This is a genomic window from Erythrobacter sp. SN6-5 (genome assembly GCF_057364945.1).
On sequence record NZ_CP200282.1, the window covers coordinates 113,368 to 126,730 of the forward strand.

9 protein-coding genes and 3 pseudogenes are annotated in these 13,363 nt (G+C 58.5%); 6 read left to right on the forward strand and 6 right to left on the reverse strand.

From position 1 onward, the window contains the following. Positions 1 to 27: 27 nt before the first annotated feature. From AC0V6Z_RS00535 to AC0V6Z_RS00560, 6 genes and pseudogenes are all read left to right on the forward strand, one after another. Positions 28 to 2,875 (forward strand): annotated as a pseudogene (locus AC0V6Z_RS00535) (M16 family metallopeptidase). 127 nt (positions 2,876 to 3,002) lie between these two features. After that, positions 3,003 to 3,306 (forward strand): annotated as a pseudogene (locus AC0V6Z_RS00540) (hypothetical protein). A gap of 134 nt (positions 3,307 to 3,440) precedes the next feature. Further along, on the forward strand, positions 3,441 to 4,070 hold the full coding sequence (locus AC0V6Z_RS00545) for a hypothetical protein (protein ID WP_472639507.1): 630 nt from the start codon (positions 3,441 to 3,443) through the stop codon (positions 4,068 to 4,070). Positions 4,071 to 4,210: 140 nt separating this feature from the next. Continuing rightward, entirely contained in the window at positions 4,211 to 5,809 is a 1,599-nt protein-coding gene (locus AC0V6Z_RS00550; RefSeq protein WP_472639508.1) for a peroxidase family protein, read from the forward strand. Between the two features lie 83 nt (positions 5,810 to 5,892). After that, on the forward strand, positions 5,893 to 6,540 hold the full coding sequence (locus tag AC0V6Z_RS00555) for a hypothetical protein (RefSeq protein WP_472639509.1): 648 nt from the start codon (positions 5,893 to 5,895) through the stop codon (positions 6,538 to 6,540). Beyond that, entirely contained in the window at positions 6,503 to 7,552 is a 1,050-nt protein-coding gene (locus AC0V6Z_RS00560) for a hypothetical protein (protein WP_472639510.1), read from the forward strand. The genes AC0V6Z_RS00555 and AC0V6Z_RS00560 overlap by 38 nt, the downstream gene beginning before the upstream one ends. 117 nt (positions 7,553 to 7,669) lie before the next feature. Here AC0V6Z_RS00560 and gatB read toward each other — a convergent pair whose 3' ends face one another. The 6 genes and pseudogenes from gatB to gatC all read right to left on the reverse strand — a co-directional run bounded on the left by gatB (position 7,670) and on the right by gatC (position 13,353). After that, positions 7,670 to 9,166 carry an Asp-tRNA(Asn)/Glu-tRNA(Gln) amidotransferase subunit GatB gene (gatB, locus tag AC0V6Z_RS00565; RefSeq protein ID WP_472639511.1) on the reverse strand — a complete coding sequence of 499 codons (1,497 nt, stop codon included), beginning with the start codon at positions 9,164 to 9,166 and terminating at the stop codon, positions 7,670 to 7,672. Further along, a complete protein-coding gene (locus AC0V6Z_RS00570) occupies positions 9,166 to 10,023 on the reverse strand; it encodes an FkbM family methyltransferase (protein WP_472639512.1) in 858 nt (285 codons plus the stop codon). The genes gatB and AC0V6Z_RS00570 overlap by 1 nt, the downstream gene beginning before the upstream one ends. Beyond that, positions 10,020 to 11,213: a glycosyltransferase family 4 protein gene (locus AC0V6Z_RS00575; RefSeq protein ID WP_472639513.1), complete on the reverse strand. Its 1,194-nt coding sequence runs from the start codon at positions 11,211 to 11,213 to the stop codon at positions 10,020 to 10,022. Before AC0V6Z_RS00575 ends, AC0V6Z_RS00570 begins: the two co-directional genes overlap by 4 nt. Then, positions 11,206 to 11,463 carry a hypothetical protein gene (locus tag AC0V6Z_RS00580; protein WP_472639514.1) on the reverse strand — a complete coding sequence of 86 codons (258 nt, stop codon included), beginning with the start codon at positions 11,461 to 11,463 and terminating at the stop codon, positions 11,206 to 11,208. Before AC0V6Z_RS00580 ends, AC0V6Z_RS00575 begins: the two co-directional genes overlap by 8 nt. Position 11,464: 1 nt before the next feature. Then, positions 11,465 to 12,947, reverse strand: a pseudogene (gene gatA / locus AC0V6Z_RS00585) (Asp-tRNA(Asn)/Glu-tRNA(Gln) amidotransferase subunit GatA). 103 nt (positions 12,948 to 13,050) lie between these two features. Further along, positions 13,051 to 13,353 (reverse strand): Asp-tRNA(Asn)/Glu-tRNA(Gln) amidotransferase subunit GatC, encoded by a 303-nt coding sequence (gene gatC / locus AC0V6Z_RS00590; protein ID WP_472639515.1) that lies wholly within the window; start codon positions 13,351 to 13,353, stop codon positions 13,051 to 13,053. Between the last annotated feature and the right edge of the window lie 10 nt (positions 13,354 to 13,363).

Below are 13,363 nucleotides of genomic sequence, written 5' to 3' on the forward strand. Positions count from 1 at the left end.
TCAAGCACAGCTTCTTTGGGGACTATTATGCTTTCGCGTTTCACCACCACCACTTTCACCGCCATCGGCCTCGCGCTGGCAGCAACCGCAGCCGCGCCTGCTATTGCGGATAATCATGCCGCGGCCTCCGAGGTGACCAGCGACCTCAGCGATCTGGTTTCCCAGGTTGCCATTCCGTTTGAGGAATTTGAGCTTGAAAACGGGCTGACCGTGATCGTTCACGAAGACCGCAAAGCGCCGGTAGTTGGTGTTGCCGTATGGTACAATGTCGGTTCCAAAGACGAGCCTAAGGGCCAAACCGGCTTTGCCCACCTGTTTGAGCACCTGATGTTCAACGGCTCTGAAAACGCGCCGAACGACTATTTCCAATATCTGCAGGAAATGGGTGCTACCGATTACAACGGTACAACCAATTTCGACCGTACCAATTATTTCCAAACGGTGCCCCGCCCCGCGCTGGAACGCGCGCTGTGGCTGGAAAGCGACCGCATGGGCTATCTGCTAGGCGCAGTGACGCAGGCCAAGCTCGATAACCAGCGCGGCGTGGTGCAAAACGAGAAACGTCAGGGCGACAATCAGCCGGGCGGCCTCATATTCTACGAGATTCTCGACACAATGTTCCCCGAAGGCCACCCCTACAGCCATTCTGTGATCGGCTCGATGGCTGACCTTGATGCGGCGAGTATGGAAGATGTGCGCAATTGGTTCCGTGACAAGTACGGTCCGAACAATGCGACCCTGGTGCTGGTCGAGCGATATTTCTGCCGCCGAAGCGCGCCCGATGGTGGAAAAATGGTTTGGCCTGATCGCGCGCGGCCCGGTCAACAGTCCAGCAGAGGCCGCCGTGCCGGTTCTTGAAGAAGACGTACGCTCGGTCATGAAAGACAAGGTCGCAGCGACCACCGTCAACAAATATTGGGCGGTCCCGGGCATTACCTCTGACGAGCTGACGGCGCTGAACGTGGGCGCCAGCGTGTTCGGTGGGCTGTCCTCCAGCCGCCTTGACGAAATTCTGGTGCGTGAAGAGCAATTGGCCGTTGGCGTATCGGCGGGTAATTTCGACTTCCAGCGCGTCGGTATCCTGACCGTCAGCGCCACTTTGCGTCCGGGCGTAGAGCTCGCCACGCTGGAGGCGCGCCTTGATGAGCTGATCGCGGAATACATCGCCGAAGGTCCAAACGAAGACGAAGTGCGCCGCGCAGCGACCAGCTCCTTGGCTGGCACCATTCGCGGCCTTGAGCAGGTTGGCGGCTTTGACGGCAAGGCCGTAACCCTCGCGCGGGGCGAAGTGCTGGCCAGCGACCCAGCGTTTTATCGCACCCAACTGGACGTTCTCGCCACGCTGACACCAGCCGACGTCAAAGCAGCAATGCAGCGCTGGATGACCCGCCCTGCCTTTACTCTGGTGCTAGAACCGGGTGAGCGCGATGGAAGTTATGAAGAGGCAGCCTCGGTCGCAGCAGCAGATGCAGCCACCGATGAAGCGCCAGCTGATGACACTCTAACCGTTTCGGTTGAGCGCCCAACGCCGCCGATCGATACGGTAGCAGAGCTCGATTTTCCTGATGTGCAGCGAGCGACCTTGGCCAATGGTATGCAGGTCACCTACGCAAAGCGTGATGCAGTCCCTGCGACCTATGTCACGTTATCATTCGATGCAGGTAATGCGTCTGATCCCGCGGGCAAAGACGGGCTTGCTGGCCTGACGCTTGGCCTGTTTGACGAAGGTACGGCGGAAATGTCGTCACAGGACATTGCAGAGGCGCGCGAGCGTCTCGGCGTCAACATTGCTAGCAACACCAGCGCAGATCGCTCCACCTTCCAACTTTCCGCGCTCTCCGCGAACCTCACTCCATCACTCGACCTGATGTCGAAGATTATCCGTGAGCCAGCGTTTGATGCGAGCGAGCTGGAGCGTGTCCGCGCCCAGACCATCACCGGGATCAAACAGCAGATGAATTCGCCGCAAGGTGTGGCGGTGCGCGCGATTGGCCCGGAAGTGTTCGGCGCTGACAGTCCTTACGGCAACACCAGCACGGTTGAGAGCGTCAGTGCGATTAGCCGCGATGATCTGGTTACGTTCAAGGACAGCTGGATCCGGCCGGATAATGGCGAAGTCTTCGTGATCTCTGATCGTCCGCTGGATGAGATCGTCACCTCGCTCAACGCAGTGTTCGGCGATTGGACCGCTCCGGCAGAGACTAAGGGCGCTAAGAACTTTGGAAATGTCGAGGAGGCTGAAGGCAATCGGATCATCCTGATCAACCGTCCGAACTCACCGCAAAGCTTCATCCTTGGGGCGCAGCTAACCCCATTGGATGCAAGCGATCCGGCCTATGTCGACTTCACCAATGCCAACAACTCGCTAGGCGGCAACTTCCTCGCCCGATTGAACTACAATCTGCGCGAAACCAAGGGTTGGAGTTATGGCGTGCGCGGTGGAGCGCAGGCACGTGAAAACGCGGTGGTGTACCAAATCTCTGGCGGCGTTCAGGCCGATCGCACTGGCGATTCAGTGGCGGAGATGATCCGCGAAACCACTGAGTTCCTTACAGCCAATGGCGTGACCGACGAAGAGCTTGCTCGCAATGTTGCCGCAGAAGTTGGTGAACTGCCCGGCCGATTTGAGACCTCTGCCGCCGTGCTGCGCGCTTTGCAGACCAACGCCCAGTTTAAGCGCCCGGACAACTACCATGAGACGCTGGTAGATCGCTATCGCGGCCAAACCAAGGAAAGCCTGGACGCCGCCGCACGCGCCGCGATCAGCGCCGATAAATTCGTTTGGGTTGTCGTTGGCGATGCCAGCGTCGTTCAAAGCCAGCTGGAGCAGCTCGGGATGCCTGTGGAGGTGCGCGAGCTGCCTTCAGCCGAATAATCGCATGAGGTTATGTTCAGCCACTAAGCCGCTCTGGCGATAGTGGTTGAACACTACTGACACGCGTGTAAATGAGGATGCCAGAGTTTCTGAGCACCCCGCTCAGTCAAGACCAACGGAGAATATTATGTCACTTTCAGGTAGCTATACCACCACCGTTAAAAGCCCAATGGGCGACCAAGCTAAGCACATTCACCGTCGTCGACAATGGCGACGGCACGTTCAGCGGCAATATGGCCGACGGAATGGGTTCGATGGATGTTGAGAACGGTAAGGTCGACGGCAACACGCTGACCTGGGAAATGAACATGACTGTTCCAATGCCAATGAAGCTTGAATGTGAAGCCACCGTCGAAGGTGATACGCTGGCTGGCAACGTCAACGCAGGCGCATTTGGCGCAATGCCAGTGACCGGCACCAAAACTGCCTAAGCCACTCGCGTAATAGCGAATACAAGGGGTCGTCGGAGCAATCCGGCGGCCCTTTTGTTTTGGAAAGCATCTGATACCTTACTGTTTTTCTGTGGGGGAGGAAGATCATGAGACAACGATTGAAAAGACAGAGTATGGGATTTGCAAGTCTAGCCGCACTTGCCATTTTCACGGCAAATCCGGCTTCAGTGGCGGCGCAAGAAGCCGAAGCTGCCCAGTGCGAGTTGCATATCTGGCCGAGTGAAGCCTTCACCAGCATCGGCTTCAATATGGGCACTCTGTTTCCCGGTTTTGATGAAGCCGAAGTTGAAGAGCAGTTCTATCAATTGGCCGGGCAGGAATTGCAGTTGAAGGCGCTTGAGAACAGCGACATCAAAGGCACTTTAGGCCTTCCAGCCACCACGCAAGTCATCGTCCACGATAAGCTGGAGGATTATAAGGTCACGAAGAAGCGCAAAGAGCGACGCGCGCCTTCGGCGGCTCCGTGCTACTATGAACTTCATATCGGTTTTCATTACCTCGTCGAAGACGTCGTATGGGGCGATCGGTTCGCCAGCTATTTCGATTTCCGCCAATACAGCAATACCGATGAGTGGGATTTTCGCTACAAAGGCGAAGGCGCAAACAAGATGACGGCATTCCCCGTATCTGAAGAAGAAGATCTGGAAAGCATAACCGCAGAAATTCGCGTCGGGATCGAGCAGAACTTTGCCGAATATGCGGTCAAGGCGCGCAAGAAGATGGCCCGGAAAAGGCGGAAATAGAAACCGAAAACCGCCGCTGAATCTAAAGGCATTGGAAAATTATGCCTCAAGATTGTCGGATATCGACAATCTTGCCTGCCCGTGATGCGCTATATCCTTTGCCAGAGCGGCAATGCCGCAAGCGGGGAGGTCAGGCGTTCATGCTAATCAAGTTCGCATATCGTATCGCAGCGATCCTATCGAAAATTTCGCCGGGGATCGCGCGCTGGATCAATGGTTTTGCGATTGGCCGCCTGGTCAAAAAAACCCGCAGCCGCCCGCATCCCTGGAGCACGCTAAGCGAGCATGTCAGCTGGCGCGGCCTAACCGATCGCAGCTACAGCGCGCGGCACCTGCCCGCTGCCACCATTCCTGATTTGCCAGACAGCGCGCGGGTCGCCGATCTGTTCCGCGTGCCCGATGGTGAGGAACAGCGGTTATGTCCCAAATCGACCTGCCTGTTTCCGGCCTTCGCGCAATATCTCACCGACGGTTTCATCCGCACGATGATCTCCAACAATTTCGCCACTGGCGAGAGTTTTGAAGACCGCGCGCGCAACACCTCCAATCACGAGATTGACCTGTGCCCGCTCTATGGCCGCACCCAGTCGCAAGTCCATGTCCTGCGTACCCTGTCTCAGGTGCCTGGCAAGCGCGGCAAGCTGAAATCTGAGATCGTTAATGGTGAGGAATATCCGCTGCGCCTGTTCCAGCCCGGCGGCATGGAATTCAACCCGGGGTTTGTCGGCGAGGATGGTGAGCCTTTACTCGATACGCCACTGGGCATTGATCACACCACGCCTGAAATGCGCGAGACCCTGTTCGCGGTAGGCGGCGACCGCGCCAATGCCGCACCGCAAGTGACCATGCTCAACACGCTGTTCCTGCGAGAGCACAACCGGCTGGCTGATATGATCGCCTGCAGCCATCCCGATTGGAACGATGGCCGGGTGTTTGACGCCGCGCGCGCCTGCAACACCGTCATCTTCATCAAGATCGTGGTTGAGGAATACATCAATCACATCAACTCGACCCCGCTGATGCTAAAGGCTGATCCCTCCGCTGCGTGGAATGCAGAATGGAACAAACCAAACTGGATCAGCGCCGAGTTCAGCCTGCTCTACCGCTGGCATTCGCTGATCCCGCAGATGATGGTCTGGGCGGGAAAGACACTGCCCGGCGGCGCCTTGCGGCTCAACAATGCGGTGGTGCTGGAACATGGGCTGGCGAACGCTTTTGCCGATATTAGCGCCAATCAGGCGACCGAGCTTGGCCTGCACAACACCGCGACATTCCTGGTCGATGTGGAGGAAAGTGCCGTGAAGCAAGCGCGGCACAATGATATCGCGCCCTTTACCCGCTATCAGGCCGCCTTTGGCGAGGAACCTGCGAGCAGTTTTGCCGATATTACACCGGACCGCGCGCTGCAGAGCGAACTGGAGAGTCTGTATGGCACCGTCGACCGCTTAGAGTTTTACACCGGCCTGTTTACTCAGCCGCGCACAAAGGATGGCCCACTGCCATCGCTACTGCAAACCATGGTGGCGGTGGATGCGTTCTCACAGGCACTCACAAACCCGCTGCTCTCAGAGCACATCTGGGGCGACCCGACGGTCCGCCGGGATACCTTCACGCAGGAAGGCATCGAGGCGATCGAGGCAACATCCACCCTACACGATGTCCTGATCCGCAATGCAGAGGGGCTTGATGGCCGCTTTGTCGGGATGACCCGCGAAGGCTGGAGACCAGGGCAGGAGTAATCGGCTACGATCACCGCAAGCGACTTTTAGGATTGCATCGCCAATAAAAGCATGGAAATACTTCCCTGGGAATAGGGGGAAATATGAAGAATACACCACGCATTGCACTATCCGCGATGGCGCTCGCCATCACCGTTTCCGCATCCGCACAGGAGGCAGAAACAGCACCAGAGGCTAATGCCGCAGAGCCAACTTGCTCGCTGCATGTCTTTCCGACCATCGAAGGCCAGGCACAGAATATCGGCCTGTTTGGACCAGGTCTGATTAACCAGGCGATCAACAGCGACAAAAACATCTCCAATGCCGAGTATATGCGCGAGGCATTGAGTCCGCGTTTTCAGGTTGAATCGTTCAAAACGATTGACCTTGCCGAAGCTGTCGGCCTGCCAGATGGCACCGAAGTCATTTATGAAGTTCCCATTGCGGATCGCGACATAACGACAAAGGTCAAAACACGTCTGACTGACAGCAATGCCGAGTGTTACGCCGAGCTTATCGTGACGCAGAACCTCTATCAGAAAAAAATGATCTATGGCCGATCACTCAACAACCGGTTTATCTTCAAGGATTTCCGGGGCGGGCTAGAAAAGACCAAGATGATCAAAGGACGCGGCGGCAATGGCATTAGCCACTTCCCGCCAAAAACCGTTGAAGATCGTCCTGCCGCCGATGCAGATTTGCAAAGAGCATTCCTTGCCAACTTTGACGAATATGCAAAACGTTTCCAGTAAGCGCAGCATGCTAGGGGTGCGTTTGGCACTCGGCCTTCTTGCCGCATGCAGTGTTCAGCCCGCGTTCGCGCAGACTGAACGTTACATTGCCGCAGAAGACCGGGTGACAGAGCCCGCACGACCGATAGCTGTAATCGTCGCTCAGGAAGAATTGGCCACCAGCATAGAATTGGGGCGCATTGTTCCCAATGAAGGGGGTTTGCTCGGTGCTCTTGTGGATAGGACCCCCGAGAGGCTGGCACAAAATGCTGCTGCGAAAGCTTACGGCTTTGCTAGCCCATTGAGAGAGGCCCTAGGCAAATTTGATGCTGCGCCGTTGGCGCTGGCCGCGACCAAGCAAGCGCTTGTCCAATCAGACTGGTTTGCAGCCCCGACTCCGCAGGCCTATTCCGGCAGTTCCATGGCGATAACGACCGAAAACCCGCGGGCCGCTGAGGGCGATACAACGGTCAGCATGACCTTTAATATCGGGGCATTCGGCAATGAAGCGAATGACAGTATCGGTGCGATAAACTGGAAAAGAGAGAGTGAACGCCTCGAGCAGGAGTTCGCCGCAGCCCATACGGGCGCGAAGGAACTGGCGATCATCAGCTGGCGCTATCAAACGTCGGCTGACTTCACCAATATGCAGGTGATCGCCGATATCGCCATCAGAAGCCCCAAGGCACCTTTGCGCCAATATCAACAGCAGTTGATCAGCGTGGTTAAGCTACGCCGTCCGACTTTCGCCGAAGAGGACAATGTGGCTATCTGGGCAGCGAATGATGGGGCCTTGGCACGTGAGGCGCTCGAAATGGCATTTGCCCGCGCTGGCGAGGTGCTTCCAGCCGTGCTCGCGCTTGATGAGCAAGGGTACAAGAACGCGACGAACAAGAAGAAAAACCCTCGCGCAACAGGGGCGAATTTTTCCGGCCCTCAATTGCTGCGCGATGACAAGGGATCGGTCTTTTTTGCCAAAGATGGCGATCAACGGCTTCGCGCATTTGTAGCGGTTCAAACCATCCGCAATTGATCCGACAGACTGAGCGGTTTTTCGATCAACGAGACTTCGCCGAAAGGGCTTTCCAATTTAAGTCTAAGCCCTTTCGGCGGTGTTCTTTTCCATCTTTCGTGGACAGGCCTCTAAAACCTACCCCAGCTTATCCTTCAGGATTTGATTGACGACACCAGGATTGGCTTTGCCCTGCATCGCCTTCATGGTTTGTCCCACGAAGAAGCCGAACAGCTTGTCCTTGCCGCCCTTATATTGCTCAACCTTGTCCTCGTTATTAGCGAGGATTTCGTCGATCGCGGCCTCAATTGCGCCGGTATCGCTAACCTGTTTCAGGCCTTCGGTATCGGCAATCTCTGATGGCTCACGCCCGGTTTTCAGGACGATCTCATAGATCTCTTTCGCCTGTCCGCCGCTGATCTCGCCCGCATCCTGCATCTTCAGGATCGCGGCCTGAGCTTCTGCGGTTGCGTGCTCAGCATTGGCTTCATCGCCGAGCATTTTCATAACGCCCGGCGCGACGGATAGTGTCCAGTTCGCGACCTGGGTCGCGACCTTTGCCTCTGGCTTGCCAATCGCGCCTGCGACCGCTCCCAACAAAGTTTCAAAGCGTGCAAATGTCTCCACCTCAGCGGACAGCTCGCGTGCATTATACGGTGTCAGGCCCAGCTCATCAGTGTAGCGCGTGCGCTTCGCATCGGGCAGCTCTGGCAGGCTAGCACGGCATTCTTCGAGGAAGGAATCCTCAAGCTCAACCGGCAGCAAGTCGGGATCGGGGAAGTAGCGATAATCATGCGCGTCTTCCTTGCTGCGCATGGTCCGCGTGGTGCCGGTGGCGACGTCGAACAGGCGGGTTTCCTGATCAACCGTGCCGCCGCCCTCGATCAAATCGACCTGACGGCTGGCCTCGTATTCAATGACCTGCATGACAAAGCGAACGGAGTTCACATTCTTCGTCTCGGTCCGGGTGCCCAGCGGATCGCCCGGCTTGCGCACAGAGACATTGACGTCGGCCCGCATGGAGCCTTCCTCCATATTGCCATCGCAGCTGCCGACATAGCGCAGGATGCTGCGCAATTTGCGCACATAGGCGCCCGCCTCTGCGGGGCTGCGCATATCCGCCTTGGAGACGATTTCCATCAGGGCAACGCCGCTGCGGTTGAGATCGACATAGGACATGGTCGGGTGCTGATCATGCATCAGTTTTCCCGCGTCTTGCTCCACGTGGATGCGCTCAATCCCGATGACTTTGTCTTCCGGAATGCCCGCTTTCTCATCGGCTTCGACCAGCAGCTCACCCTCGCCCACAATCGGGTGGTACAGCTGAGATATCTGATAGCCTTGCGGCAGATCGGCATAGAAGTAATTCTTGCGGTCAAAGCGTGACCATTTGTTGATCTCAGCCTTGATCGCCATGCCGGTGCGCACGGCCTGACGGATGCATTCGGCATTGGGCACAGGCAGCATGCCGGGCATGGCTGCATCGACCAGGCTGACCTGCGTATTTGGCTCCGCGCCAAATTCGGTCGAGGCCCCTGAAAAGAGCTTGGAATTGCTTGTCACCTGCGCGTGCACTTCGAGGCCGATTACGACCTCCCATTCGCCCGTTGCGCCCTGAATGCGGTAGTTACTCATCAATCCTCCGATGGCTCGTCAGCGGGCCATTGCGCCGATGACGAGTGCAAGAAAACCAGATTGCTCAAGCCGGGATAGCGGCTGAATTCTTCTGCTTTGCGATAGCCGAGCTCCTCTAGCAATGCCATTGCTTTTGCGCGATGGCTTTCCTCGATTTCGGCGAAAATTGGCGGGGTGCAGCGCGCGAGGGTTTCGGCCATGCCGTTGATCACGGCCAGTTCGTGCCCCTCGGCGTCGATCTTGATGAAATCCACCTGCGTTCCGGCCAGCACTTTGTCGCCCCGTGCCAGGGTAATGCCTTGCGTCTTGCCGCTGCCCTTAGCCTGATGGTCAATCCGGGCAGCGCCCAGATTATTGGTGGTGAAGGCAAGCTGAGCCTCGCCGTCCTCATCCGATAGGCCAAGGGGGTGAACAATGGTCTTTTGCGTGAGACCATTGAGCGCAAGGTTGATTTCTAGCAGGGTCTGCGCCTCAGGATTGGGTTCAAATGCGATGATGCGATCCGCGCCAAGGACTGTGCCCGCAAACACCGCGTGATTGCCGACATTTGATCCGACATCGACATAGGTTCCGCCGCTGAAATAGCGGGCGATGATGGCGAGCTCTTCCGACTCATAGAACCGGCCGCGCACATGCTCTTGCTGGATCAGGTCACGCTCATTCCTGACAAAGAAGCGCGCAGTGTGCTCGCCGTGGGTGACGGGCGCGATGACCCCGCGCAGCTCACCCGCCGCTTGCTTGCCCCAGCCGAGCGAGAACCCGGCATAGCCGCCGGTGCGCGCACTCGTCATCGGGCGGATGGTGAGGCCGCGCCTGCTCGCGGCGCCGCGCGCCTTGGCCAGCAGTTTGCGGATCATGGCGCGGCGTCCTCAATCAATTGCTTCATCGCTTTTGCCCAAACGCTCCAATCCAGACGTTCCTCACTATCACGCAATGCCGCCGCCGACAGCGTCCGATAACGCACGGGGTCATTAGCGAGCGCCGTAATGGCCGCCGCGAAGTCCTCTGCCCCCGCGTCTGGCGGCAGGAGCAGACCGGTCTCACCGTGCTTCACCACCGTCTCCACCCCGCCTGTGGCAAAAGAGATGGACGGCAAAGCCATTGCCGCCGCTTCGGCGAACACCATGCCCAGCGCCTCTGCGTGGGTCGGCAGGATGAAGAGATGCGCGCCCGCAAACAGCGCCTCCAACTGGGCCGCCTCTGCGGGATCACCCTTATCGAGCCGCCCGTGGAAACGGACATTATCTGGCACTGGCCCGCGCGCAGCGGAGGCCTCTACCCCGACGATATCGAGCATGCATTCGGTTCCGCGTCGAGCCAGCAATCGTGCGGTCTCCAGCGCAATCTCGCCGCCCTTGCGATCCCACGCAATGCCCACGAACAGCAGCTTTATCGGGCCATCTGTCAGTGTGCGGACCTGAGGCGCATCCGGCTTGGCCATGTTCGGCCCCCAGGGCAGCACCGCGATCTTTGCCGGATTAATTCCAAAGTCTTGGCTCGCCGATGCCGCCGCCCAATCGGAGGGATAGGTCAGCCGCTGCGCCTGCTCCATTGCAGCGCGCTCCATCGCGCTGAACCCGCCGCGCACCCACGGCCATAGACGCTGCATCTCTGGGTAATAGCGGGTGAGCGCGGTGCTGGTCGCATCGGAAATGAGGATTTGCCGGGTGTCCTCTCCCAGCATGCCCGCGAGGCCAGAGGAGGCGGCGGAGACATAGACATCCGCCCCGCTTTGGCGCAGCCGCCGCCGCGCAGGCACGCTCGCCAGCCGGATCACCCAGCGCAGCATGCGAATATCGATCCGCCCTCCGCTAAGTCGCAAGATCAGGCGCGCAAACGGATGGAGGAAACGCGGGAACGGGCGGCGCTCAACATAGGTGACATCGCAGACCTCGCGCAGCGCGCTCAGCGCATAGTACGGCGTGCCAGACCACAATTTTATGTCGAACGGATCGCCGCCAGCGAAGAATGCGACTTTAGGCGAGCGTGTGGGAGTGGCAGCGGGCTGCGGCAGGGTAGAGGTAGGCCCAGAAGCCAGTTTAGCCATCCCCGCTCGTGTCAGTGCCCGCGTCTTTATCGGCGGGCTGAATGCGCTTGGCGGGGGTCGGGTTCTCCGGCGGTTCGCCTACCAAGCCCTCAGGTTCATCAAAGGTCGAGGCCTTGGGCAATGTCTTACCGCTCTCGCTGTCAAAGCGCGCCTCGCCGTGATCAATCGTCTTGGACAGATACATGGCGAGGCCCGCCAAAAGCACAAAAGCGACCAAAAACACCATGATGAATATGGCGGTGAAGGTCATCCTACCACCACTTCTCCGGTGCATGGTCGAACCCGGCGCGCTGCTGGATCGCGAGGCCCGCATCGAGCACAGTTTGCTCGTCATAGGCCTTGCCCACCAATTGCAGTCCGAGCGGCAAGCCATCGGAGTTGAGCATCGCAGGCACGCTCATCGCGGGCAGCCCCGCGAGCGACGCTGGCACGGCAAACACATCGTTCAGATACATCGTCAGCGGATCGGCATCGAGCGAACCTAATGGGAAGCTGGCCGTTGGCGTGGTCGGCGCGAGGATCAGATCGCACTCACTCCAGGCTTTCTCAAAGTCCTGCGCCACCAGAGCGCGGATTTTCTGCGCCTGGTTGTAATAGGCATCGTAAAATCCTGCTGAGAGCACATAGGTGCCGATCAGAATGCGGCGCTTCACCTCATCGCCAAAGCCCGCCGCACGGGTTTCGGCGTACATATCCTGCAAGCCAGCCCCATCGGGCAGATCGCGCAGGCCGTAACGCACACCGTCATAGCGCGCGAGGTTGGACGATGCCTCTGCGGGTGCGATAATGTAGTATGCTGGCAGCGCATATTTGGTGTGCGGCAACGAGACGTCGACGATCTCTGCGCCAGCATCTTTCAGCCACGCCTTGCCCTGTTCCCAGCTGTCGAGGATCGCCTGATCGGTGCCCTCCATCCGGTATTCACGCGGGATGCCGACCTTCTTGCCCTTTAGGTCAGCCGACAAGGCCGCTTCCCAATCGGGCACATCAACCTTTAGCGAGGTCGAGATCTTTCGGATCGAACCCCGCCATCGCGCCCAGCATGATCGCGCAATCTTCCACCGAGCGCGCCATTGGCCCAGCCTGATCGAGCGATGAAGCAAACGCCACCACGCCCCAGCGCGAGCAGCGACCGTAAGTAGGCTTAATCCCGCAAATACCGGTGAAGGCAGCAGGCTGGCGGATCGAACCGCCCGTGTCTGTGCCGGTTGCAGCAGGCGCGATCCGCGCGGCAACCGCGCTGGACGAACCGCCAGAAGAGCCGCCCGGCGACATGGCCGCATTCGTGCCTTCCTTGCGCCAAGGCGAGGCAACATTGCCGAAATAACTTGTCTCGTTGGAGCTACCCATGGCGAACTGATCAAGGTTCAGCTTGCCCAGCATGCCTGCGCCAGCAGCCCAGAGATTGCTGGACACGGTGCTTTCGTAATGCGGCGTGAAGCCTTCCAGAATGTGGCTCGCCGCGGTGGTTTGCACGCCCTCGGTTGCGAACAAATCCTTCATGCCGATCGGCACACCGCCCATCGCGCCCAGCTCTTCGCCCTTCGCGCGCTTCGCATCGGCCACGTCCGCTGCGGCCAGCGCATGGTCAGGCGTCGCAACGATAAAGGCGTTAAGCGCGCTCGCCTCTGCCACGGCGACGTTGAAGCCCTCCGCCACTTCGCGTGCGGTAAAATCGCCCTTGGCCACGCCATCGCGAATGGCCTTGATCCCGAGATTGGTAAGTTCAGTCATAATCCGTGAGTCCCCGCGAAGGCGGGGTTCTCAATCCGCACGCGCTTCGCCAGATAAAAAGAGGTCCCCGCCTGCGCGGAGACTTGCAAGTGTCGAAACACTGTCATTCAATCACCTTAGGCACACCGAAAAAGCCGTGCTCTGCCGCCGGGGCATTGGCCAACACATCATCGCGCCGCCCGCCTGCGGTCTTGGGATCGGCATCGATCACATCCGCGCGGAGGCGCAGCGCATTGGGTATGACCGCGCTCATTGGCTCAACACCGCTGGTGTCAACCTCGCCCAACTGCTCAACCCAATCGAGGATATTGCTGAGTTCTGGCGCCATACGCTCCAGCTCTTCATCACCCATCTTGATGCGGGCGAGCTTCGCAATCTTTTCAACGGTGGCTTTATCGACCGACATAGTGATCCGT

Bases quoted from the DNA above. Each gene is read 5' to 3' on its own strand.
- AC0V6Z_RS00575 (WP_472639513.1), bottom strand. From the start codon at position 11,213: ATGGCTAAACTGGCTTCTGGGCCTACCTCTACCCTGCCGCAGCCCGCT.
- AC0V6Z_RS00555 (WP_472639509.1), top strand. From the start codon at position 5,893: ATGAAGAATACACCACGCATTGCACTATCCGCGATGGCGCTCGCCATC.
- AC0V6Z_RS00580 (WP_472639514.1), bottom strand. From the start codon at position 11,463: ATGACCTTCACCGCCATATTCATCATGGTGTTTTTGGTCGCTTTTGTG.
- gatB (WP_472639511.1), bottom strand. From the start codon at position 9,166: ATGAGTAACTACCGCATTCAGGGCGCAACGGGCGAATGGGAGGTCGTA.
- AC0V6Z_RS00570 (WP_472639512.1), bottom strand. From the start codon at position 10,023: ATGATCCGCAAACTGCTGGCCAAGGCGCGCGGCGCCGCGAGCAGGCGC.
- gatC (WP_472639515.1), bottom strand. From the start codon at position 13,353: ATGTCGGTCGATAAAGCCACCGTTGAAAAGATTGCGAAGCTCGCCCGC.
- AC0V6Z_RS00550 (WP_472639508.1), top strand. From the start codon at position 4,211: ATGCTAATCAAGTTCGCATATCGTATCGCAGCGATCCTATCGAAAATT.
- AC0V6Z_RS00545 (WP_472639507.1), top strand. From the start codon at position 3,441: ATGGGATTTGCAAGTCTAGCCGCACTTGCCATTTTCACGGCAAATCCG.